Below are 22554 nucleotides of genomic sequence, written 5' to 3'. Positions count from 1 at the left end.
GATATATCGCCAAATCCATTAATATTATTCACTTTGAATGATTGCTTTTGGCTACATATGCCAACGAAACGCGGATTCGGCAAATTTATTTCGGCGCGATGGCCGGCCTAGAGTCCTTAGGCCGGCTAAGGGTGTTCCGGCATGGTGCGGCGCAATAAGCTAGAATGGCCCTTTAGGGTCCAGTCCACAAGTCCAATCTCACATGAACGCCCCCGCACAAATCCAAGCATTGCTGGCGGAAACGCCCCACGGTCCCGCGCCGACCCGTCTGCGCGAAATCCCCTACAACTACACGTCGTTTTCCGATCGCGAAATCGTCATCCGTCTGTTGGGGGAGGACTCCTGGAGCCTGCTCGACGCCCTGCGCGGCTCGCGCCAGACCGGCCGCTCGGCGCGCATGCTGTACGAGGTGCTGGGCGACATCTGGGTGGTGCGGCGCAACCCCTACCTGCAGGACGACATGCTGGACAACCCCAAGCGGCGCCAGGAGTTGATCGACGCGCTGCACCACCGCCTGGCCGAGGTCGACAAGCGCCGCCTGTCGGTCGACGCCGTCGGCGAGGGCGCCGACGCCGAGCAGGCGCGCCAGCGCAGCGCCAACGTCGAGCAGTTGTTGAAGGCGGCCAGCAAGGCCGTGGCCGACTTCGGCGACGAGTTCCGCGCCACCTGGGACCTGCGCAAGCGCACCACCAAGATCCTCAGCCGCTACACCGAAAAACACAACATCCGCTTCGACGGCATGACCCGCGTCTCGCACGTCACCGACGCCACCGACTGGCGCGTCGAATACCCGTTCGTGGTGCTGACGCCGGACACCGAGGACGAGATGGCCGGCCTGGTCAAGGGCTGCATCGAGCTGGGGCTGACCATCATCCCGCGCGGCGGCGGCACCGGCTACACCGGCGGCGCCGTGCCGTTGACGCCGCTGTCGGCCGTCATCAACACCGAGAAGCTGATCGACCTGGGCGCCGTCGAGATGCGCGTGCTGCCCGGCCTGGACCACGAATACGCCACCATTTACTCGGGCGCCGGCGTGATCACCAACAAGGTCTCCGAGGCGGCCGAGAAGGCCGGCTTCGTCTTCGCCGTCGACCCGACCTCGGCGCACGCCTCCTGCATCGGCGGCAACATCGCCATGAACGCGGGCGGCAAGAAGGCCGTGCTGTGGGGCACCGCGCTGGACAACCTGGCCTCCTGGCGCATGGTCGACCCGAACGGCGACTGGCTCGAAGTGACCCGGCTGGAGCACAACCTGTCGAAGATCCACGACGCGCCGGTGGCCAAGTTCCTGCTGGAATGGACCCATCCGAACACCCGCGACGCCAGCAAGAAGAACGCGCCGTTCAAGACCGAGACCCTGGTCATCGAGGGCCGCAAGTTCCGCAAGGAAGGCCTGGGCAAGGACGTCACCGACAAGTTCCTCTCCGGCCTGCCCGGCATCCAGAAGGAGGGTTGCGACGGCCTGATCACCTCCGGCCGCTGGATCCTGCACAAGATGCCCAAGCACGCCCGCACCGTCTGCCTGGAGTTCTTCGGCCAGGCGCGCGACGCCATCCCGTCGATCGTCGAGATCAAGGACTACCTGGACGGCCTGCCGGCCAAGGGCGAGCAGTTCAAGACCATCCGCCTGGCCGGCCTTGAACATCTGGACGAGCGCTACCTGCGCGCGGTCGGCTACTCGACCAAGTCGAAACGCGGCGTGCTGCCGAAGATGGCGCTGTTCGGCGACATCGTCGGCGACGACGAGAACGCGGTGGCCATGGCCGCCTCGGAAGTGGTGCGCATCGCCAACACCCGCGTCGGCGAGGGCTTCGTCGCCGTCAGCGCCGAGGCGCGCAAGAAATTCTGGCTGGACCGCGCCCGCACCGCCGCCATCGCCAAGCACACCAACGCCTTCAAGATCAACGAGGACGTGGTGATCCCGCTCAACCGCATGGGCGAGTACACCGACGGCATCGAGCGCATCAACATCGAGCTGTCGATCAAGAACAAGCTGCAACTGGCCGCCGCGCTGCACGACTTCATCGCCGCCGGCAACCTGCCGGTGGGCAAGAGCGAAGACGGCTCCGACGACCGCGTCGGCGACGCCGAAATGCTCGGCGACCGCGAGCAACAGGCGCTGGCCCTGCTCGAGCAGGTGCAGGCGCGCTGGAGCACCACGCTGGCCGGGCTGGACCTGCCGCTGGCGCAGGCGCAAACCCGCCTGGCCGAGCTGGGCCTGGAGCGCCTGCTGCCGGTGTTCGCCCAGCGCCTGGAAACGCAGCCGGACGCCACCCTGTTCGACGTGGTGCAGGACCGCACCGTGCGCATCACCTGGAAGCAGGAGATCCGCGCCCAGCTGCGGCAGATCTTCAACGGCGCCGCCTTCAAGCTGATCCTCGACGAGGCCACGGCGATCCACCAGCGCGTGCTGCGCGGCCGCGTCTTCGTCGCGCTGCACATGCACGCCGGCGACGGCAATGTGCACACCAACCTGCCGGTCAACTCGGACAATTACGCGATGCTGCAGGACGCCCACCAGGCCGTCGCCCGCATCATGGTGCTGGCCCGTTCGCTCAACGGCGTCATTTCCGGTGAGCACGGCATCGGCATCACCAAGCTGGAGTTCCTCACCGAGGACGAGATCAGCGAGTTCCGCGAGTACAAGAAGCGCATCGACCCCGAGGGCCGCTTCAACAAGGGCAAGCTGCTCAACCTGCCGGGCCTGGGCGCCGACCTGCGCAACGCCTACACGCCGTCGTTCGGCCTGATGGGCCACGAGTCGCTGATCATGCAGCAGAGCGACATCGGCGCCATCGCCACCAGCGTCAAGGACTGCCTGCGCTGCGGCAAGTGCAAACCGGTCTGCGCCACCCACGTGCCGCGCGCCAACCTGCTGTACTCGCCGCGCGACAAGATCCTGGCGACCTCGTCGCTGATCGAGGCCTTCCTGTACGAGGAGCAAACCCGGCGCGGCATTTCGATCAAGCACTGGGAAGAGTTCGAGGACGTCGCCGACCACTGCACGGTCTGTCACAAATGTGTGACGCCCTGTCCGGTCAACATCGACTTCGGCGACGTCTCGATGAACATGCGCAACCTGCTGCGCAAGATGGACAAGAAGAGCTTCAAGCCGATGGCCGCCGCCACCATGTTCTTCCTCAACGCCAGCGATCCGACCACGATCAACGTCTACCGCAAGGTGATGTTGGAATGGGGCATGAAGGCGCAGAACCTGGGCCACGACATCCTCAAGAAGTTCGCCAAGAAGCAGACCAAGGCGCCCAAGCCGAGCACCGGCAAGGCGCCGGTGCGCGAGCAGGTGATCCACTTCATCAACAAGAAGATGCCGGGCAACCTGCCGAAGAAGACCGCGCGCGCCCTGCTCGACATCGAGGACGACAAGGTCATCCCGATCATCCGCAATCCGCTCGCCACCACGGCCGATACGGAAGCGGTGTTCTACTTCCCGGGCTGCGGCTCGGAGCGCCTGTTCTCGCAGGTCGGCCTGGCCACCCAGGCGATGTTGTGGGAGGTCGGCGTGCAGACCGTGCTGCCGCCGGGCTACCTGTGCTGCGGCTATCCACAGCGCGGCAACGGCGAGTTCGACAAGGCCGAGAAGATGATGACGGACAACCGCGTGCTGTTCCACCGCATGGCCAACACGCTCAACTATCTCGACATCAAGACCGTGCTGGTCTCCTGCGGCACCTGCTACGACCAGCTGGCCACCTACGAGTTCGACAAGATCTTCCCCGGCTGCCGCATCATGGACATCCATGAGTATTTGCTGGAGAAGGGCGTCAAGCTGGAGGGCGTCAACGGCACCCGCTATATGTACCACGAGCCTTGCCACAACCCGATGAAGCTGCAGGACTCGGGCAAGACCATCAACTCGCTGATCACCACCATCGACAACGTCAAGATCGAGAAGAACGACCGCTGCTGCGGCGACGCCGGCACCCTGGCCGTGTCGCGGCCCGACATCTCGACGCAGATCCGCTTCCGCAAGGAGGAGGAGATGATCAAGGGCGCCGACAAGCTGCGCGCCGACGGCTTCACCGGCGAGGTGAAGATCCTCACCAGCTGCCCGGCCTGCCTGGGCGGCGTGTCGCGCTACAGCGAGGACGCCGGCACCACCGCCGACTACATCGTCATCGAGATCGCCAAGCACCTGCTGGGCGAGAACTGGCTGCCCGACTACGTCGCCAAGGCCAACAGCGGCGGCATCGAACGGGTGCTGGTATGACGGCCGCCTGCGACCTCTGCCGGTTGCTGGAGCAGGCCGGCGGCCAAGCCGGCGGCGCCGTCATCTGGCGCGACAGCCAGCTGACGGTGGTCGCCGTCGACGAGGCCGAGTACCCCGGTTTTTGCCGCGTGGTGTGGAACGGCCACGTCAAGGAAATGAGCGACCTGCTGCCGCGCGAGCGGCACTGGGTGATGGACGTGGTGTGGCAGATCGAGCTGGCCGTGCGCGAGATCATGCAGCCGGAAAAGGTCAACCTGGCCAGCCTGGGCAACATGACGCCGCATGTGCACTGGCACGTCATCCCGCGCTTCCTCGACGACGCCCACTTCCCCCATCCGGTCTGGGCCACGGCCCAGCGCAGCTCGCTGCCCGAGGTGCTGGCCGCGCGCCGCGCCCTGCTGCCGCAGCTGCACGCCGACATCATCGAGCGTTTGGGCGGATAATAGCCGCGGCAAGAATGCCGGTGCGCCAACACAACCCCGGGACATACGTCGAGGGTCAGACCCTAGGGTCTGACCCTGGCTCTTGGCCTTGGGCTTAAGCCGGCGTTCCCGGCGCCTTGAATATTCACCCACCAAAGCCCGCATCCCCATCATGAGCCTATCCAAGAACAGCCCCCAGCCCACCGGCTTCACCGTGCACAGCAAATCCCGCCTGCTCGACGTCAGCTTCGACGACGGCGCCTCCTTCGCCATTCCCTTCGAGCTGCTGCGCGTGTACTCGCCGTCGGCCGAGGTGCGCGGCCACGGCCAGGGCCAGGAGGTGCTGCAGGTCGGCAAGCGCGAGGTCGGCATCACCGCCCTCGACCCGGTCGGCAACTACGCGGTGCAGCCGACCTTCAGCGACGGCCACAACACCGGCCTGTTCAGCTGGGACTACCTGTACAAGCTGGGCAGCGAGCAGGCCCAGCTGTGGCAAGACTACCTGGCGCGCCTGCACGCCTCCGGCTTCGCCGGCGACAGCGGCCGCGAACCCGGCACCACGCTGACCGCGCCGGCCAAGGCCCACGGCTGCGGCGGCAAGCACTAAACCAAGTATCGAAACAGCGGGCTGTTGCCGCGCATCTGAGCGCGCGCAACTGCGCTCCACGGAGGAATTGACGGTTGTGAGGCGCGGCGTTAACGTCGCGGCATGATCCTCAATTTTCGCGATAAAATGACAGCACTGGTGTGGAGCGGCGCATAGGTGCATGGGTTGCCGGCGGCGGTACAGAATGTTGCCCGGCGAAAGCTGAGAATGCTGAACAGTGCCTTGGTACTTGGCGACTTGCGGGCGCCGCCGGGAAATCGCTTGGAGGCCTTGAAGGGCGGGCGCAAGGGGCAATATAGTATTCGCGTCAACGAGCAGTGGCGCATTTGCTTTTTCTGGCAGGATGGGGATTGTGCCGAGGTCGAGATAGTTGACTATCACTAGCGGAGAACTTGATGGCGAAATTGAAGAATATCCATCCGGGGGAGATCCTGCTGGAGGAGTTTCTGAAACCGTTGGGCATCAGCCAGAACGCGCTGGCCCGTGCCATTGGCGTACCTTCGCGCCGCATCAACGATATCGTTCTGGAAAAGCGCGGCATCAGCGCCGACACGGCACTACGTCTGGCGCGCACCTTCGGCACCAGCGAGTCATTCTGGATGGGCTTGCAGGTCGACTTTGAGCTGGAGAGGGCGCGACGGCAAATCGGCACCCATTTAAAGACAATTCAGCGTCTGCCCGCGCCCGGATAGGGAGACTTCGCAGGAAATCGGAATCCAACCGGGCGGGCCGCTTGTATAATGCTGGCAAACTAACAGGCCGCCCAATATGACCAACACTACTCATTTCGGTTACAAAACCGTCGCTGAAGACGACAAAGTCCGCGAAGTCGCCAAGGTTTTCCACTCCGTCGCCGCCAAATACGATGTGATGAACGATCTCATGTCGGCCGGCCTGCACCGTTTGTGGAAGACCTTCACCATCGCCCACGCCGGCGTGCGTCCCGGCTTCAAGGTGCTCGACATCGCCGGCGGCACGGGCGACCTGGCCAAGGCCTTCGCCAAGCAGGCCGGCCCGACCGGCGAGGTGTGGCTGACCGACATCAACGAGTCGATGTTGCGCGTCGGCCGCGACCGCCTCTTGAATCGCGGCCTGTTGACCCCCACCTTGTTGTGTGACGCGGAAAAACTCCCCTTCCCGGACAACTATTTCGACCGCGTCAGCGTCGCCTTCGGCCTGCGCAACATGACCCATAAAGACCAGGCGCTGGCGGAAATGCGCCGGGTGCTGAAACCGGGCGGCAAGCTGCTGGTGCTGGAATTCTCCAAGGTGCCGGCGGCCCTGCAAAAACCGTACGACCTGTATTCCTTCCAGGTGCTGCCGTGGCTGGGCCAGAAGATCGCCGGCGACGCCGAGAGCTACCGCTATCTGGCCGAGTCGATCCGCATGCACCCCGACCAGGAAACCCTGAAGACGATGATGCAGGACGCCGGCCTGGAGAATGTACAGTATTACAATCTGACGGCAGGTGTGGCCGCTTTACACACCGGTATCAAACTGTAAGACTCTTCTAGGAAGCACAGAACATGAACATGAAGAAAATCCTGATCGGCGCCATGTTGGCCGTGTCCGCCTTTTCGATGATGGCCGAGTCGATCGCCCGTCCGATGGGCGGTGGCCGCTCGATCGGCCGCCAGTCGTCCAACGTCAGCCGCACCGCGCCAGCGCCGGCCCAGCAGGCGCCGCGTCCGGCCGCCGCGCCGGCAGCGACACCGGCCGCGCCAGCCATCCCGCCCAAGCCGGCCAGCCCTTGGAAGGGCATTCTGGGCGGCGCGCTGCTCGGTCTGGGCGTGGGCGCCCTGTTGTCGCACTTCGGCATGGGCGGCGCCCTGGGCAGCATGTTCGGCTCGATCATCATGCTGGCCCTGTTGGCCGGCGCGGCCTTCTTCATCATCCGCATGATCCGCAACCGCAACGGTGGCAACAGCGCCAACGCCGCGCCGCTGGCGCCTAGCGCCTTCGGCGGCGGCATGGGCGGCGGCTTCGGCGGCGCCAACGCCAACGCCACGCCGGAAATCGGCTCGCGTCTGCCGGCCCAGGCCTACGAGCCGCTGCCGCCGCTGCAACCGGTCTCGTCGGGTGCGGGCTTGGACAAGCCGGTCGCCCACACGCCGTGGGGCGTGCCGGCCGACTTCGACGCGCCGGTCTTCCTGCGCGTGGCCAAGAGCAACTTCATCCGCCTGCAGGCGGCCTGGGACAAGGGCGACGTCGCCGACATCCGTGAATTCACCACGCCCGAGGTGTTCGCCGAGCTGAAGATGCAAATCAGCGAGCGCGGCGCGCAGGCCGACTTCACCGACGTCGTGACCATCGACGCCGAGCTGCTCGGCATCGAAACGGCCGCCAACGAGTACCTGGCCAGCGTCAGGTTCGCCGGCATGATCAAGTCGGCGCCGACGGCCGCCGCCGAGCCGTTCCAGGAGGTGTGGAACCTGAGCAAGCCGGTGTCCGGCGGCAGCGGTTGGATGCTGGCCGGTATCCAGCAACTGTCCTGACACGCGCGGGTGCAGGTAATTTGACCAGCCCGCCGGGATATTGCCCGGCGAACTGGTAAGATCAAGACCGCCCACTTTCCGGGCGGTTTTGTTTTTTGAGCGGCGAACGCATGACACCACCGAATTCATCCCCTTTCCCCTCCCTTCCGGACGCGGCCGCGCCCGTCATCGCCACCGTCAACCACCTGTTGGCCCAGGAGCCCTGGGCGCGGCAGGAATTGCTGCTGCACGCCGGCAAGGTCGCCTGCGTCGACGCCGGCAGCCTGGCGCTGCGTGTGCGCGTGGCCGGCGACGGCCTGCTGCAGGCGGCCCCGGCCGAACAGGAGGCCGCCGTCACCATCCGCCTCAAGCTGTCCGACCTGCCGCTGATTGTGCAACAGCGCGAGCGCGCCTTCTCCTACGTCAAGATCGACGGCGACGCCGAGTTCGCCAACGCCATCTCCAGCCTGAGCAAATCGCTGCGCTGGGAGGCCGAGCACGACCTGGAGCGGGTGATCGGCCCGGTGGCCGCCGTGCGCGTGGTGGCCGGCGCCAAGGCCGCCTTCGTCGCCATCAAGGCCGGCCAGCAGAAGCTGGCCGAGAACGTCGCCGAATACTTCCTCGACGAGCAGCCGATGCTGCTGCGTCCGCCCGTGGTGGCCGCCTTTTCGGCCGACGTGGCGCGCCTGCGCGACGACGTCGAACGGGCCGCCAAGCGGCTGGCCAAGCTGGAACAGAAGCTGGCCGCGCGCCAGGCCATCCTCTCGCAATTCGATACGGACCCTCAATGATCTTGAAATTCCTGCGCCTGCTGAAAATCCTGCGGGTCGCCATTCGCTACGGCCTCGACGAAATCGCCATCTCCGGCCTGAAGGTGCCGCGCACCGCCAAGCTGATCGACACCATCATCTTCTGGCGCGACATCTCGGCGCCGCGCGGCGAGCGCCTGCGCATGGCGTTGGAGAGCATCGGCCCGATCTTCGTCAAGTTCGGCCAGGTGCTGTCGACCCGGCGCGACCTGATCCCGCTCGACCTGGTCGAGGAGCTGGCCAAGCTGCAGGACCGCGTGCCGCCTTTCCCCTCCGACCTGGCCATCGCGCAGATCCAAAAATCGCTCGGCGCCCACCCGGACCAGCTGTTCGCCTCGTTCGAGCGCACCCCGGTGGCCTCGGCCTCGATCGCCCAGGTGCACTTCGCCACCTTGAAGGACGGCAAGCAGGTGGCCGTCAAGGTGCTGCGCCCCGGCATGAAGAAGTCGATCGACGAGGACGTCGCGCTGATGCACATCGCCGCCGAGCTGATCGGCCGCATCTGGGCCGACAGCAAGCGCCTGAAACCCAAGGAGGTGGTGGCCGAGTTCGACAAATACCTGCACGACGAGCTCGACCTGATGCGCGAGGCGGCCAACGCCAGCCAGCTGCGGCGCAACTTCGCCGGCTCCGACCTGCTGCTGGTGCCGGAGATGTACTGGGACTATTGCTCGAGCAGCGTGATCGTCATGGAGCGCATGCACGGCATCCCGGTGTCGCAGATCGACCGGCTGGCGGCGGCCGGCGTCGACCTGAAAAAGCTGTCGAGCGACGGCGTGGAGATCTTCTTCACCCAGGTGTTCCGCGACGGCTTCTTCCACGCCGACATGCACCCCGGCAACATCCTGGTGTCGGTCGACCCGGCCACCTTCGGCCGCTACATCGCGCTCGACTTCGGCATCGTCGGCACCCTGAACGACTTCGACAAGGACTACCTGTCGCAGAACTTCCTGGCCTTCTTCCGCCGCGACTACAAGCGCGTCGCCGAGGCCCACATCGAGTCCGGCTGGGCGCCCAAGGAGACCCGCGTCGACGAGCTCGAATCGGCCGTGCGCGCCTGCTGCGAGCCGATCTTCGACCGGCCGCTGAAGGACATCTCCTTCGGCCAGATCCTGCTGCGCCTGTTCCAAACCTCGCGCCGCTTCAACGTCGAGGTGCAGCCGCAACTGGTGCTGCTGCAAAAGACCCTGCTCAACATCGAAGGCCTGGGCCGCCAGCTCGACCCCGACCTCGACCTGTGGAAGACCGCCAAACCCTACCTGGAAAACTGGATGGCCGAGCAGATCGGCTGGCAGGGCATGTGGCAGCGCCTGAAGGCCGAGGCGCCGCGCTACACCCACATCCTGCCGCAACTGCCGCGCCTGCTGCACCGCGCGCTGGAGCAGGGCGGCGAGCGGCCGGCCGACAACAGCGACCTGATCAAAACGCTGATAGTCGAGCAGCAGCGCACCAACCGCCTGCTCAGCCTGGTGATCTATTTCGCCGGCGCCTTCGCCATCGGCGTGCTCGGCTTCCAGCTCTATCTGCGCTGGCAACACATGCAGTAATTGAATCAAAGGCGGCAGACATGCAAGAATTTAATGAGCGCGACCCGCTCAAACCCGCCTTCTGGGACGAGCGCTTCACCGGCCGCTTCACCCCCTGGGACAAGGGCGGCGTGCCGCAGGCCCTGCGCGACTTCGTCGCCGCCGCGCCGGGGCCGCTGAGCACGCTGATTCCGGGCTGCGGCTCGGCCTACGAGCTGGCCTGCCTGGCCGAGGCGGGCTGGGACGTCACCGCCATCGACTTCTCGCCGGCGGCCGTGGCCGCCGCCAAGGCCGCCGTCGGGCCGTGGGCGGGCAGGGTGGTGGAGGCCGACTTCTTCGCCTGGCAGCCGGCCAGTCCGCTGCAATTGATCTACGAGCGCGCCTTCCTGTGCGCCATGCCGCGCGCCCTGTGGCCGCAGGTGGCGGCGCGCTGGGCCGAGCTGCTGGCGCCCGGCGCGCTGTTGGTCGGCTATTTCTTTTTCGATAATGCGGCCAAGGGCCGCCGTTCGGCATCGCCCGCGAACAACTGGACGCGCTGCTGGCGCCGCACTTCGACTGCGTCGAGGACGCCGCCGTGGCCGACTCCATCGCCGTGTTCGAGGGCAAGGAACGCTGGCTGGTCTGGCGCCGCCGCTGACGCCGTCGCTGGCGGCGTGCCCGCGCTGTGGCGCGCCGGCCTCCCGGCCAGCGGAAAACCGCGATGGGCCGGGAAAAAGCTTTATAATTCAGGGTTTTTGATGATTTTTGCGGAGTAATAGATGCCGATCTACGCTTACCGCTGCGAGGAATGTGGCTTTGCCAAGGATGTCTTGCAAAAGATCTCCGACCCGCAGCTGACTGATTGCCCGACCTGTGGCAAGGCAAGCTTTAAGAAACAACTGACCGCCGCCGGTTTCCAGCTGAAGGGCACCGGATGGTACGCCACCGATTTCCGTGGCGGCACCGCGCCGGCCACCGGCGTGTCCAGCGGCCCGGTCGAGGGCGCCGCCAAGGCCGACACCACGGTGCCGGCAGCGGCCGCCGCGCCGGCCGCGAGCAAGCCGTCCGGCAACTCGGGAGCGGACTGAACAAGAGGATCAGGCCAGGCCGGGCCGAGGCGGCAGCCTGCCGCCACCACCCTTCACAGAGAACACGATGCGCAAATATTTCATTACCGGTTTGCTGATTCTGGTGCCGCTGGCGATCACCGCCTGGGTGCTGAACCTGGTGGTCAGCACCATGGACCAGTCCTTGTTGATCGTGCCCGAGCGCTGGCAGCCGCGCACCCTGATCGGCTTCGACATCCCCGGCCTGGGCACCATGCTGACGGTGCTGATCGTGTTCGTCACCGGCCTGTTGACCAACAACCTGGTCGGCAACTACGTGGTCAAGCTGTGGGAGCGCCTGTTGCAGCGCATCCCCGTGGTCAGCTCCCTGTACGGCAGCGTCAAGCAGGTTTCCGACACCTTGTTCTCGTCGTCCGGCAACGCCTTCCGCAAGGCCGTGCTGGTGCCGTATCCGCACCAGAACTCCTGGACCATCGCCTTCCTCACCGGCACGCCGGGCGGCGATGTGAAGAACCACCTGGTGGGCGACTACGTCAGCGTCTACGTGCCGACCACGCCCAACCCCACCTCGGGCTTCTTCCTGATGATGGCGCGCCAGGACGTGGTCGAGCTCGACATGAGCGTCGACGCCGCCCTGAAGTACATCGTCTCGATGGGCGTGGTGGCGCCGGACGCGCCGCCGGCCAACGAGGCGGCAAGCAAATAAACACGCAAACACGCCGCGCCTAGGCGGCGGCGAATTGAAATTTAACCTGAACTGAGAAATAACATGTCCTCAATGCGTACTCACTACTGCGGCCTCACCACTGAAGCCCTGCTCGGCCAAACCGTCAGCCTGTGCGGCTGGGTACACCGCCGCCGCGACCACGGCAGCCTGATCTTCATCGACCTGCGCGACCGCGAAGGCCTGGTGCAGATCGTCTGCAATCCCGAGCAAGCCGAGATGTTCAAAGTCGCCGAGGCAGTGCGCAACGAGTTCTGCCTGCGCGTCACCGGCGTGGTCACCGCCCGCACCGAAGGCACCATCAACAACAACCTGAAATCGGGCAAGGTCGAAGTGGTCTGCGCCGAGCTGGAAGTGCTGAACGCCTCGGTGCCGGTGCCGTTCCAGCTGGACGACGACAACCTGTCCGAAACCACCCGCCTGACCCACCGCGTGCTCGACCTGCGCCGTCCGCAGATGCAGAACAACCTGCGCCTGCGCTACAAGGTGACGATGGAAGTGCGCAAGTATCTCGACGAGCTGGGCTTCATCGACATCGAAACCCCGATGCTGACCAAGTCGACCCCGGAAGGCGCGCGCGACTACCTGGTGCCGTCGCGCGTCAACGCCGGCAACTTCTTCGCCCTGCCGCAATCGCCGCAGCTGTTCAAGCAGCTGCTGATGGTGGCCAACTTCGACCGCTACTACCAGATCGTCAAGTGCTTCCGCGACGAGGAGCCTGCGCGCCGACCGCCAGCCCGAGTTCACCCAGATCGACTGCGAGACCTCCTTCCTGACCGAACAAGAGATCCGCGACCTGTTCGAGGACATGATCCGCAAGGTCTTCAAGAACACCCTGGACATCGAGCTGCCGAACCCCTTCCCGGTGATGGAATTCGCCGAGGCGATGGGCAAATACGGTTCGGACAAGCCGGACGTGCGCGTCAAGCTCGAGTTCACCGACCTGACCGAAGTGATGAAGGACGTCGACTTCAAGGTCTTCTCCGGCGCCGCCAACCTGCCCAACGGCCGCGTGGTCGGCCTGCGCGTACCGAAGGGTGGCGAGATGCCGCGTTCGGAAATCGACGCCTACACCCAGTTCGTCGCCATCTACGGCGCCCGCGGCCTGGCCTACATCAAGGTCAACGAGAAGGCCAAGGGCCGTGACGGCCTGCAGTCGCCTATCGTCAAGAACCTGCACGACGCCGCCCTGGCCAAGGTGCTGGAACTGACCGGCGCGCAGGACGGCGACCTGATCTTCTTCGGCGCCGACAAGGCCAAGGTGGTCAACGACGCCATCGGCGCGCTGCGCGTGAAGATCGGCCACAGCGAATTCGGCAAGAAGGCCGGCCTGTTCGACGACGTCTGGGCGCCGCTGTGGGTGGTCGACTTCCCGATGTTCGACTACGACGAGGAAGCCGACCGTTGGACCGCGACCCACCACCCGTTCACCGCGCCGAAGGACGGCCACGAGGACATGCTGGAAACCAATCCGGGCGCCTGCATCGCCAAGGCCTACGACATGGTCTTGAACGGTTGGGAACTGGGCGGCGGTTCGATCCGTATCCACCGCGAGGAAGTGCAGTCGAAGGTGTTCCGCGCGCTGAAGATCGACGCCGACGAGGCCCGCCTGAAGTTCGGCTTCCTGCTCGACGCGCTGCAATACGGCGCGCCGCCGCACGGTGGCCTGGCCTTCGGCCTGGACCGCATCGTCACCATGATGACCGGCTCCGATTCGATCCGCGACGTGATCGCCTTCCCGAAAACCCAGCGCGCCCAGTGCCTGCTGACCCAGGCGCCGTCCGAGGTCGACGAGAAGCAACTCAAAGAGCTGCACATCCGCCTGCGCGCCGCCGAGCCGAAGGTGGCCGGCTGATCTAGATCGGTTGCGTCCGCCCCGGCGGACGCGGCGTGGTCTTCAAAAAAGGCGCACTGGTTGCGCCTTTTCTTTTGCCCGAACAAGATGCCATACAAGATACCCGAATCCGTGCTGGTGGTGATCCACACCGCCGACCTGCAGGTGCTGTTGATCGAGCGGGCCGACCGCGCCGGCTTTTGGCAGTCGGTCACCGGCTCGCTCGACACGCCCGACGAGCCGCTGGCGCAGACCGCCGCGCGCGAGCTGTTCGAGGAGACCGGCATCGCCGCCGGCGCCGCCGGTGCCGGTATTGTGCTGCGCGACTGGCAGCTGGCCAACATCTACACCATCTATCCGGTCTGGCGCCACCGCTACGCGCCCGGCGTGACCGAGAACACCGAGCACGTCTTCAGCGTCGAGGTGCCGCGCGACATCGCCATCACCCTCAGTCCGCGCGAACATCTACAATACACCTGGCTGCCCTACCTGGAGGCGGCCGACAAATGCTTCTCCTCGTCGAACGCCGAAGCCATCCTGCAACTGCCCCGCCAGCTCAAGCGCTGACCCGCCGTCAAGCTTGTCAGCCTTTGCGCGGACACAAAGGCCTACGCTGGAGCCGGCTTTAGCATGACAGTCTGTTCCGACTGTCGAGGACTCGCTTGCCATGCCCGCCGTCTTGCGCTACAACGGATACACGCTCTTCTTCTTTTCAAACGAAGGCAAGCCTCGCGAGCCGGCGCACGTCCATGTCCGGGGGCGGGGCGGCTCCGCCAAGATCTGGCTTGAGCCGGAAGTGCGTTTGGCGCAGTCGTTTGGAATCGCTGAGAGTGAGTTGGCCGCATTGCTACAGCTGGCCAAGCTGCAGCGAAAACATTTGATACAAGTGTGGGAGGATTTTTTCGATGATTGAACCACTCGCATTGAAGCTCACCTTCGACCAGCAGGCCATGTGGGTGCACTTGGCTGACGGGCGCACCTTAGGCGTTCCCTTGAGCTTTTTCCCCCGTTTGCAGCGGGCCAAGTTTGAGCAGTTGGCCGACTACGTCATCAGCGGCGGCGGGACGGGTCTGCATTGGGATGCGCTCGATGAAGACATCAGCGTTCAACATCTCATGTACGGCTACGGCGACCAGACCGCAGACAGGGGCGGCTTGGCGCGCCAAGCTTGAGCCTCAAGCCGCGCCGCGATGGTGGCGCGGCACGGGCGATTTCTCGCACGCAAGACGCGGAGGTGCCGGAAGCGGGCTTATGGGGGTAGAATCGATCCCATGAAAATCCGTGTCGCCACCTACAACATCCACAAGGGCGTCTCCGCCATCCGCAGCCAGCCGCGCGTGCACGCGCTCAAGCAGGCCATCGGCCTGTTCGCCGCCGACGTGGTGTTCCTGCAGGAGGTGCAGGGCCGCCACGACCGCAACGCCGCCCAGTACGGCGCCGAGCACCACGGCCACAGGCACTGGCCCGAGACGGCCCAGCACGAGTTCTTCGCCGGCGGGGCGCTGCACGCCGCCTACGGCATGAACGCCGTCTACGACCACGGCCACCACGGCAACGCCCTGCTCAGCGCCTACCCGATCGCCCAGAGCCGCAACCACGACGTCTCCGACCACGCCTACGAGCAGCGCGGCATCCTGCACTGCGAGGTCGACACGCCGAAGGGCACGGTGCACTGCTACGTGGTCCACCTCGGCCTGTTCGAGGGCGGCCGGGGGCGCCAGACGGCCGCCCTGATCGAGGCGGTCAAGGCCTCGGCGCCGAACGGCGAGCCGGTCATCATCGCCGGCGACTTCAACGACTGGCGCGACGCGCTGGGCGACAAGCTGCGCCAGGCGCTCGGCGTGGTCGAGGTGTTCGAGCAGATCGGCGACACCAGCACCCTGAGCGAGCTGGTGCGCACGCTGGGCCGCCGCCACAAGCCCGGCGCCTCGACGGCGGCGCGCACCTTCCCGGCCGCGCTGCCCTTCTTCCGCCTCGACCGCATCTACGTGCGCGGCTTCCAGGTCGACAACGCCGAGGTGATGCACGGCTCGCTGTGGGCGCGCCTGTCCGACCACGCCCCCATCGTCGCCGAGCTCAAGCTCGCCTGAGCGGGCCGGCCCAGCACTTCATGCGCTCAGTCAACTTCATCGCCGACAACGACGTCCAGCTGCTCTACTGCGGCACCGAGTTCTTCCCCGCGCTGATCGAGGCGATCGACGCGGCCCGGGGCGAGGTCTACTTCGAGACCTACATCTTCGCCGACGACGACACCGGCAAGGCCGTGCTGGCCGCGCTGATGCGCGCCGCCGGCCGTGGCGTGCTGGTGCGCGTGATCACCGACTGGTTCGGCACCGGCGGCGCGCGCAGCCAGCGCATGCAGGCCCAGCTGGCGGCGGCCGGCGTCGAGCACCGCATCTTCAACGCCTGGTTCCGCCGCGGCGTCACGCGCACCCACCGCAAGATCTGCGTGGTCGACCACGGCGTCGCCTTCGTCGGCGGCATCAACATCAACGACGACCTGTTCTGCGACTACAACCACGCCATCCGCCTGCCGGCGCCGCGCTGGGACTTCGCCGTCGCCGTGCGCGGCCCGCTGGTGGCGGCGATCCAGAAGGAGGCCGAGGCGCAGTGGGCGCGGCTGGGCAAGCTGGGCATCTTCAAGCGCATCAGCCTGTACCGCGACATGCGCAAGATCGACCGGAACGCCGCCCCGCCCAGCATGGTGCAGGCCGGCTTCGTGGTGCGCGACAACCTGCGCAACCGCCGCACCATCCAGCGCGCCTACCTGCAGGCGCTGGGCCGGGCGCGCAAGAGCGTGCTGCTGGCCAACCCGTATTTCGCGCCGGGGCGCAAGTTCCGCCGCGCCCTGGCCTCGGCCGCCGAGCGCGGCGTCGAGGTGGTGCTGCTGATCGGCGTCGGCGAGATCTGGCTGCAGGACGCCGTCGCCCACTCCTTCTACCCGAAGCTGCTGGAGGCCGGCGTCAAGGTGGTCGAGTACCACCAGACCCAGCTGCACGCCAAGGTCGCCGTCATCGACGACAACTGGGCCACCGTCGGCTCGAGCAATGTGGACGGCCTCAGCCTGTTCCTCAACCAGGAGGCCAACGTGGTGGTCAAGGACGCCGCCTTCGCGCGCAGCCTGCGCGCCCACATCGAGGCGGCCGTGGCCGACGGCGTGGTGATCCACCAGGACGACTTCGCCCACATCGGCCGCTGCCGCCGCCTCGGCTACGAGATCGCCTTCGTTTGCTATAAACTGTTGATGCGCATCTTCGCGATAGGGAAATATGCTTGATGAGTAAAGACGGAAAACAGGGCGGCGGCAACGACGCCGGCGGCAAGGGCGTGCGCGTCGACAAATGGCTGTGGGCGGCGCGCTTCTTCAAGACGCGCTCGCTGGCGGCCGAGGCCGTCGACAGCGGCAAGATCAAAGTCGGCGGCGACAAGGTCAAGCCGGCGCGCGCGCTGCGCCTGGGCGACGAGCTGCACATCGACAACGGCGCCGACGTCTGGCAGGTCGAGGTGCTCGGCCTGTCCGACGTGCGCGCCGCCGCGCCCGTCGCCCGCCTGTTGTACGCCGAGAGCGCCGCCAGCGTGGCGCGCCGCGCCGGCGAGGCCGAGCGGCGCAAGCTGTTCCGCGAGCCGGGCGCCGAGCTCAAGGGCCGCCCCACCAAGCGCGACCGGCGCCAACTGAGCAAGGCCAGCGGGCAGGAATGACGGCGCGCGGGCGCCGCCGCCGCGCCGGGCCGGCGGCCGCCTTCTTGCCATAGCGGACTGAGCGTTTCCACGGCGTCACATCCGCGCCACAAATGCCGGCTATGCTGCATCGCAGCAATAGAACCGCACCTCTAACGTAAGCGTTTGACTTTCGTCCCTCAATAGATAATAGTACGAGCGTTCGCAATTCTTTTCACACGGAGCAAATTCATCTGGGAGAGAATGCTTTATTCCCAATGATTTTTAACCTTTGAGTGTCACTATTAATACTTCAGTCAAATTCATGCGCAAAGGCGAACTGACCCGCGCAGCCATTCTCGACGTCGCCCTGGACTTGTCCAGCCGGGACGGCTTGGAAGGCCTGACCATCGGTTTGCTGGCGGACAGGATGAACATGAGCAAGTCCGGCGTGTTCGCGCATTTCGGTTCGCGCGAGGACCTGCAGATCGAGGTGCTCAAGCTGTACCACCACCGTTTCGAGCAGGAAGTGTTCTTCCCCAGCGTCAAGGAGCCGCGCGGTATCCAGCGGCTGCGCTCGATGTTCGGCCGCTGGGTCAAGCGGGTCAGCGTCGAGATCGCCTCGGGCTGCATCTACATCAGCGGCGCGGTCGAGTACGACGACCGGCCCGGTCCGATCCGCGAGTCGCTGGTGGCGATGGTGGCGGCCTGGCAGGGCGCCCTGCTGCGTTGTGTGCAGCAGGCCATCGAATGCGGCGACCTCAAGGCCGACACCGACGCCGGCCAGCTGGTCTACGAGATGTACGGCCTGATCCTGGCACTGCACCACGACGCGCGCTTCCTGCGTCGGCCGGGCAGCCTGGAACGCGCCAGCGTCGGCTTCAACCGACTGATTGAAAATTATCAAAACGCGCCGCCGGCGGAGAAAACGGCAGCGCAGCACCAACCTTAAACCGCCGCGGTCCGCCGCAGCCTTTCGTCCTACACATACCAAGCCACACGCCTTCAGGAGATAATCATGGGTCAATACGTCGCGCCAATCCGGGATATGCAATTCGTGCTGCACGAGTTCTTGAAAGTTGAAGATGAACTCAAGCAAATGCCTCACTACGCCGAAGTCGATGCCGACATCATCAACCAGGTGCTGGAAGAGGGCGCCAAGTTCACCTCGGAAGTGTTGTTCCCGCTGAACCACTCCGGCGACCGCGAAGGCTGCAAGCACGACGCCGCGACCCATACCGTGACCACCCCGAAGGGCTTCAAAGAGGCCTACAAGCAGTACGTCGACGGCGGCTGGGCGGCATTGGCCTGCGCCACCGAATACGGCGGCCAGGCCTGCCTATCGTGCTCAACAACTCCTTCTACGAGATGCTGAACTCGTCGAACCAAGCCTGGTCGATGTACCCGGGCCTGTCGCACGGCGCCTACGAGTGCCTGCTGGAACACGGCACCGACGAACAGAAGGCCGTCTACCTGCCCAAGCTGGTCTCGGGCGAATGGACCGGCACCATGTGCCTGACCGAACCGCATTGCGGCACCGACCTGGGCATGCTGCGCTCGAAGGCGCTGCCACAGGACGACGGTTCCTGGCTGATCACCGGCAACAAGATCTTCATCTCGGCCGGCGAACACGACATGGCCGAAAACATCCTGCACCTGGTGCTGGCCCGCGTGCCGGACGCGCCTGAAGGCTCGAAGGGCATCTCGCTGTTCCTGGTGCCGAAGTTCCTGCCGAACGCCGACGGTTCGGTCGGCGCGCGCAACCCGATCACCTGCGGCGCCATCGAAGAAAAAATGGGCATCCACGGCAACTCGACCTGCCAGATGAACCTGGACGGCGCCCGTGGCTGGATCATCGGCCAGCCGAACAAGGGCCTGAACGCCATGTTCGTCTTCATGAACGCGGCCCGTCTGGGCGTCGGCATGCAGTCGCTCGGCCTGACCGAGATCGCCTACCAGAACGCCCTGGTCTACGCCAAGGACCGCATCCAGATGCGCAGCCTGTCCGGCGTCAAGGCACCGGACAAGCAAGCCGACCCGATCATCGTCCACCCCGACGTGCGCCGCATGCTGTTGACCGGCAAGGCCTACGCCGAGGGCGCGCGCGCCTTCTCGTCCTACGTCGCGCTGCAGATCGACCGCGAACTGCACCACCCCGACGAAGAAGTGCGCAAGGAAGCGGCCGACGAAGTCGCCCTGCTGACCCCGATCATCAAGGCCTTCATCACCGACAACGCCTGGATCGCCACCTCGGAAGCCATGCAAGTGTTCGGCGGCCACGGCTACATTTCGGAGTGGGGCATGGAGCAGTACGTGCGCGACGCCCGCATCAACATGATCTACGAAGGCACCAACACCATCCAGTCGCTGGACCTGCTGGGTCGCAAGATCCTCGGCGACAACGGCGCGAAACTGCGCAAGTTCGGCGAGAAGGTCAAAGCCTTCGTCGAGGACAACGGTACCGATGAAGCCATGAGCGAATTCATCACCCCGCTGGGCGACCTGGGCGACAAAGTCACCAAGTTGACCATGGAAATCGGCATGAAGGCCTTCCAGAACCCGGACGAGGTCGGCGCCGCTTGCGTGCCTTACCTGCGCGTGGTCGGCCACATGATCTACAGCTACCTGTTCGCGCAGATGGCCAAGATCGCCCTGGAGAAGGAATCCAGCGGCGACAACTTCTACAAGGCAAAACTGGCGACCGCACGCTTCTACTTCGCCCGCCTGCAACCAGAAACCGCAACCCTGATTCGCCAGGCGCGCGCCGGCTCCGCCAATCTGATGGCGCTCGACGCAGATCTGTTCTAAGAACCTAGAGGAAAACCATGACCAATTTCATCGTTAAAAAAGTAGCCGTCCTGGGCGCCGGCGTGATGGGTGCGCAAATCGCCGCCCATTGCATCAACGCTAAAGTGCCTGTGGTCCTGTTCGATCTGCCGGCCAAGGAAGGTCCGAAGAACGGCATCGTGCTGCGCGCCATCGAAAACCTGAAAAAGCTCTCGCCTGCGCCGCTGGGCAACAAGGACCACGCCGCGCTGATCGAGGTGGCCAACTACGAAGACAATCTGGACCTGCTGGCCGGTTGCGACCTGATCATCGAAGCCATCGCCGAGCGCATGGACTGGAAGCACGACCTGTACAAGAAGGTCGCGCCGCACATCGCGCCGAACGCCATCTTCGCCTCGAACACCTCGGGCCTGTCGATCACCACGCTGTCCGAAGGTTTCGACGCCGACCTGAAATCGCGCTACTGCGGCGTGCACTTCTTCAACCCGCCGCGCTATATGCACCTGGTCGAGATCATCCCGACCGCCGCCACCAAGCCGGAAATCGCCGACCAGCTGGAAGGTTTCCTGACCACCACCCTGGGCAAGGGCGTCGTGCGCGCCAAGGACACCCCTAACTTCATCGCCAACCGCGTTGGCGTGTTCGGCATCCTGGCGATCGTCCACGAAGCCGAGAAGTTCGGTCTGAGCTGCGACGTGGTCGACGACCTGACCGGCGCCAAGCTGGGCCGCGCCAAGTCGGGCACCTTCCGCACCGCCGACGTGGTCGGCCTGGACACCATGGGCCATGTGATCAAGACGATGCAGGACTACCTGCCGAACGACCCGTTCGCCGCCGTCTACAAGACCCCGGCCGTGCTGGCCAAGCTGGTTGAAAAAGGCGCGCTGGGCCAAAAGACCGGCGCCGGTTTCTACAAAAAAGTCGGCAAGGAAATCCAACGCCTGGACTTCGCCACCGGTGAGTACGTCGCCGGCGGCGGCAAGGCTGCCGACATCGTCGCCCGCATCCTGAAGGAAAAAGATCCGGTCAAGAAAATGAAGGCCCTGCGCGAATCGACCAACCCACAGGCGCAGTTCCTGTGGGCGATCTTCCGCGACGCCTTCCACTACATCGCCATCCACCTCGACACCGTGGCCGACAACGCCCGCGAGATCGACTTCGCCATGCGTTGGGGCTTCGGCTGGAACGTCGGCCCGTTCGAAACGTGGCAGGCGGCCGGCTGGTCGCAAGTGGCCACCTGGGTCAAGGAAGACATCGACGCCGGCCACGCGCTGTGCAACGCGCCGCTGCCGAGCTGGGTCTTCGAAGGTCCGGTCGCTGAAAAAGGCGGCGTGCACACCCCCGAGGGTTCGTACTCGGCCATCAGCAAATCGTTCGTGCCGCGTTCGACGCTGGCCGTGTACGAGCGTCAACAGTTCCGCGCGCCGGTGTTCGGCGCCGGCGTGGCCGACGGCAAGACCGCCGGCACCACCGTCTTCGAGGACGACTCGGTACGCCTGTGGCACTCGGGCGACGAGGTGCTGGTGATCTCGCTGAAAACCAAGATGCACGTCATCGGCGACGGCGTCATCAAGGGCCTGAAACTGGCGCTGGAAGAAGCCGCCAAGAACTTCAAGGGCTGGTGATCTGGAGCGCCGACGCGGCCGAAGGCGGCGCCTTCTCGGCCGGCGCCGACCTGCAATCGGCACTGCCCGCGTTCATGCAGGGCGGCGCCAAGGCGGTCGACCCGATCATCCGTGAACTGCAAGACACCTTCATGGCGATGAAATACTCGAACGTGCCCGTGGTGGCCGCCGTTGCCGGCCTGGCCCTGGGCGGCGGTTGCGAAATGGCGCTGCACGCCTCCAAGCGTGTCGCCTCGATCGAATCCTACATCGGCCTGGTCGAAGTGGGCGTCGGCCTGATCCCCGCCGGCGGCGGCCTGAAAGAGGCGGCCGTGCGCGCCTTCAAGGAATCCAAGGGCAGCGACATCCTGCAATTCCTGAAAACCGGCTTCACCAACGCGGCCACCGCCAACGTGTCGAAATCGGCGCTGGAAGCCCAGGCCATGGGTTACCTGAAGGAAGACGATGTCATCGTCTTCAACGCCTACGAGCTGCTGCACGTGGCGAAAGTTGAAGCGCGCGCCATGTTCGACAAGGGCTACCGTCCGCCGATGAAGGCACCGGTGCAGGTCACCGGCCGCTACGGCTACGGCACCATCAAGGCCCAGCTGGTCAACATGCGCGACGGCGGCTTCATCTCGGCGCACGACTTCAAGCTGGGCGAGATGATCGCCGAGATCGTCTCCGGCGGCGACATCGACCAGGGCAGCTTCGTCTCCGAGCAGTGGTTCCTCGACATGGAACGCAAGGCCTTCCTGGAGTTGCTGAACCATCCTAAGTCGCAAGAGCGGATCATGGGCATGATGCAAACCGGCAAGCCGGTGCGCAACTAATCG

At 65.3% G+C, this 22554-nt stretch carries 18 protein-coding genes and 4 pseudogenes; all 22 read left to right on the top strand.

Annotated elements, in window-relative coordinates:
* Nucleotides 1–202: 202 nt before the first annotated feature.
* A complete protein-coding gene (locus QC826_RS26735; protein WP_279763180.1) occupies nt 203–4228 on the top strand; it encodes an FAD/FMN-binding oxidoreductase in 4026 nt (1341 codons plus the stop codon).
* The gene (locus QC826_RS26730) at nt 4225–4671 is read left to right on the top strand and encodes an HIT family protein (RefSeq protein WP_279763179.1); all 447 of its coding nucleotides are present in this window, start codon (nt 4225–4227) and stop codon (nt 4669–4671) included. The genes QC826_RS26735 and QC826_RS26730 overlap by 4 nt, the downstream gene beginning before the upstream one ends.
* Nucleotides 4672–4822: 151 nt before the next feature.
* A complete protein-coding gene (locus tag QC826_RS26725) occupies nt 4823–5257 on the top strand; it encodes a DUF971 domain-containing protein (protein ID WP_279763178.1) in 435 nt (144 codons plus the stop codon).
* Between the two features lie 156 nt (nt 5258–5413).
* Entirely contained in the window at nt 5414–5641 is a 228-nt protein-coding gene (locus tag QC826_RS26720; RefSeq protein ID WP_409567716.1) for a type II toxin-antitoxin system RelE/ParE family toxin, read from the top strand.
* An 11-nt stretch (nt 5642–5652) separates the two neighbouring features.
* On the top strand, nt 5653–5949 hold the full coding sequence (locus QC826_RS26715) for a HigA family addiction module antitoxin (RefSeq protein WP_279763177.1): 297 nt from the start codon (nt 5653–5655) through the stop codon (nt 5947–5949).
* A gap of 76 nt (nt 5950–6025) precedes the next feature.
* Entirely contained in the window at nt 6026–6760 is a 735-nt protein-coding gene (gene ubiE, locus QC826_RS26710) for a bifunctional demethylmenaquinone methyltransferase/2-methoxy-6-polyprenyl-1,4-benzoquinol methylase UbiE (protein ID WP_093390034.1), read from the top strand.
* 23 nt (nt 6761–6783) lie between these two features.
* The gene (locus tag QC826_RS26705) at nt 6784–7752 is read left to right on the top strand and encodes a Tim44 domain-containing protein (protein WP_279763176.1); all 969 of its coding nucleotides are present in this window, start codon (nt 6784–6786) and stop codon (nt 7750–7752) included.
* Nucleotides 7753–7862: 110 nt separating this feature from the next.
* Nucleotides 7863–8522 (top strand): SCP2 domain-containing protein, encoded by a 660-nt coding sequence (locus tag QC826_RS26700; protein WP_279763175.1) that lies wholly within the window; start codon nt 7863–7865, stop codon nt 8520–8522.
* Nucleotides 8519–10087 (top strand): ubiquinone biosynthesis regulatory protein kinase UbiB, encoded by a 1569-nt coding sequence (gene ubiB / locus QC826_RS26695; RefSeq protein ID WP_279763174.1) that lies wholly within the window; start codon nt 8519–8521, stop codon nt 10085–10087. Before QC826_RS26700 ends, ubiB begins: the two co-directional genes overlap by 4 nt.
* A gap of 20 nt (nt 10088–10107) precedes the next feature.
* A pseudogene (locus QC826_RS26690) lies at nt 10108–10703 on the top strand (methyltransferase domain-containing protein).
* 121 nt (nt 10704–10824) lie between these two features.
* Nucleotides 10825–11133, top strand: coding sequence for an FmdB family zinc ribbon protein (locus tag QC826_RS26685; RefSeq protein ID WP_279763173.1), 309 nt, complete (start codon nt 10825–10827; stop codon nt 11131–11133).
* A gap of 67 nt (nt 11134–11200) precedes the next feature.
* On the top strand, nt 11201–11818 hold the full coding sequence (locus QC826_RS26680) for a DUF502 domain-containing protein (RefSeq protein ID WP_093390029.1): 618 nt from the start codon (nt 11201–11203) through the stop codon (nt 11816–11818).
* A gap of 72 nt (nt 11819–11890) precedes the next feature.
* Nucleotides 11891–13691, top strand: a pseudogene (aspS, locus tag QC826_RS26675) (aspartate--tRNA ligase).
* 87 nt (nt 13692–13778) lie between these two features.
* Nucleotides 13779–14237, top strand: a complete 459-nt coding sequence (gene nudB, locus QC826_RS26670; protein ID WP_279763172.1) for a dihydroneopterin triphosphate diphosphatase — start codon at nt 13779–13781, stop codon at nt 14235–14237.
* 100 nt (nt 14238–14337) lie between these two features.
* Nucleotides 14338–14583: a DUF4160 domain-containing protein gene (locus QC826_RS26665; RefSeq protein ID WP_279763170.1), complete on the top strand. Its 246-nt coding sequence runs from the start codon at nt 14338–14340 to the stop codon at nt 14581–14583.
* Entirely contained in the window at nt 14576–14842 is a 267-nt protein-coding gene (locus QC826_RS26660; RefSeq protein WP_279763169.1) for a DUF2442 domain-containing protein, read from the top strand. Before QC826_RS26665 ends, QC826_RS26660 begins: the two co-directional genes overlap by 8 nt.
* A 99-nt stretch (nt 14843–14941) precedes the next feature.
* Nucleotides 14942–15760, top strand: coding sequence for an endonuclease/exonuclease/phosphatase family protein (locus tag QC826_RS26655; protein ID WP_279763168.1), 819 nt, complete (start codon nt 14942–14944; stop codon nt 15758–15760).
* A 20-nt stretch (nt 15761–15780) separates the two neighbouring features.
* Entirely contained in the window at nt 15781–16947 is a 1167-nt protein-coding gene (gene clsB, locus QC826_RS26650; RefSeq protein ID WP_279763166.1) for a cardiolipin synthase ClsB, read from the top strand.
* Nucleotides 16947–17369 carry an RNA-binding S4 domain-containing protein gene (locus tag QC826_RS26645; RefSeq protein WP_279763165.1) on the top strand — a complete coding sequence of 141 codons (423 nt, stop codon included), beginning with the start codon at nt 16947–16949 and terminating at the stop codon, nt 17367–17369. Before clsB ends, QC826_RS26645 begins: the two co-directional genes overlap by 1 nt.
* Before the next feature lie 283 nt (nt 17370–17652).
* Nucleotides 17653–18279: a TetR/AcrR family transcriptional regulator gene (locus QC826_RS26640; protein ID WP_093390021.1), complete on the top strand. Its 627-nt coding sequence runs from the start codon at nt 17653–17655 to the stop codon at nt 18277–18279.
* Nucleotides 18280–18345: 66 nt separating this feature from the next.
* Nucleotides 18346–20135 (top strand): annotated as a pseudogene (locus QC826_RS26635) (acyl-CoA dehydrogenase C-terminal domain-containing protein).
* 17 nt (nt 20136–20152) lie between these two features.
* Nucleotides 20153–22551 (top strand): annotated as a pseudogene (locus tag QC826_RS26630) (3-hydroxyacyl-CoA dehydrogenase/enoyl-CoA hydratase family protein).
* Nucleotides 22552–22554 lie beyond the last annotated feature (3 nt).

The sequence above is a fragment of the Rugamonas sp. DEMB1 genome, assembly GCF_029834475.1.
Classification (GTDB): Bacteria; Pseudomonadota; Gammaproteobacteria; order Burkholderiales; family Burkholderiaceae_D; genus Rugamonas; species Rugamonas rubra.
The sequence above is the reverse complement of the archived record's forward strand: the minus strand, read 5'-3'. Positions and strand labels throughout refer to the sequence as shown.

What these genes read in the sequence shown, in the direction of transcription:
- QC826_RS26705 (WP_279763176.1), top strand. Translation starts at nt 6,784, where the DNA reads ATGAACATGAAGAAAATCCTGATCGGCGCCATGTTGGCCGTGTCCGCC.
- QC826_RS26700 (WP_279763175.1), top strand. Translation starts at nt 7,863, where the DNA reads ATGACACCACCGAATTCATCCCCTTTCCCCTCCCTTCCGGACGCGGCC.
- QC826_RS26655 (WP_279763168.1), top strand. Translation starts at nt 14,942, where the DNA reads ATGAAAATCCGTGTCGCCACCTACAACATCCACAAGGGCGTCTCCGCC.
- QC826_RS26685 (WP_279763173.1), top strand. Translation starts at nt 10,825, where the DNA reads ATGCCGATCTACGCTTACCGCTGCGAGGAATGTGGCTTTGCCAAGGAT.
- QC826_RS26640 (WP_093390021.1), top strand. Translation starts at nt 17,653, where the DNA reads ATGCGCAAAGGCGAACTGACCCGCGCAGCCATTCTCGACGTCGCCCTG.
- QC826_RS26730 (WP_279763179.1), top strand. Translation starts at nt 4,225, where the DNA reads ATGACGGCCGCCTGCGACCTCTGCCGGTTGCTGGAGCAGGCCGGCGGC.
- nudB (WP_279763172.1), top strand. Translation starts at nt 13,779, where the DNA reads ATGCCATACAAGATACCCGAATCCGTGCTGGTGGTGATCCACACCGCC.
- QC826_RS26715 (WP_279763177.1), top strand. Translation starts at nt 5,653, where the DNA reads ATGGCGAAATTGAAGAATATCCATCCGGGGGAGATCCTGCTGGAGGAG.
- ubiE (WP_093390034.1), top strand. Translation starts at nt 6,026, where the DNA reads ATGACCAACACTACTCATTTCGGTTACAAAACCGTCGCTGAAGACGAC.
- QC826_RS26645 (WP_279763165.1), top strand. Translation starts at nt 16,947, where the DNA reads ATGAGTAAAGACGGAAAACAGGGCGGCGGCAACGACGCCGGCGGCAAG.
- QC826_RS26680 (WP_093390029.1), top strand. Translation starts at nt 11,201, where the DNA reads ATGCGCAAATATTTCATTACCGGTTTGCTGATTCTGGTGCCGCTGGCG.
- QC826_RS26725 (WP_279763178.1), top strand. Translation starts at nt 4,823, where the DNA reads ATGAGCCTATCCAAGAACAGCCCCCAGCCCACCGGCTTCACCGTGCAC.
- QC826_RS26735 (WP_279763180.1), top strand. Translation starts at nt 203, where the DNA reads ATGAACGCCCCCGCACAAATCCAAGCATTGCTGGCGGAAACGCCCCAC.
- ubiB (WP_279763174.1), top strand. Translation starts at nt 8,519, where the DNA reads ATGATCTTGAAATTCCTGCGCCTGCTGAAAATCCTGCGGGTCGCCATT.
- QC826_RS26660 (WP_279763169.1), top strand. Translation starts at nt 14,576, where the DNA reads ATGATTGAACCACTCGCATTGAAGCTCACCTTCGACCAGCAGGCCATG.
- clsB (WP_279763166.1), top strand. Translation starts at nt 15,781, where the DNA reads ATGCGCTCAGTCAACTTCATCGCCGACAACGACGTCCAGCTGCTCTAC.
- QC826_RS26665 (WP_279763170.1), top strand. Translation starts at nt 14,338, where the DNA reads ATGCCCGCCGTCTTGCGCTACAACGGATACACGCTCTTCTTCTTTTCA.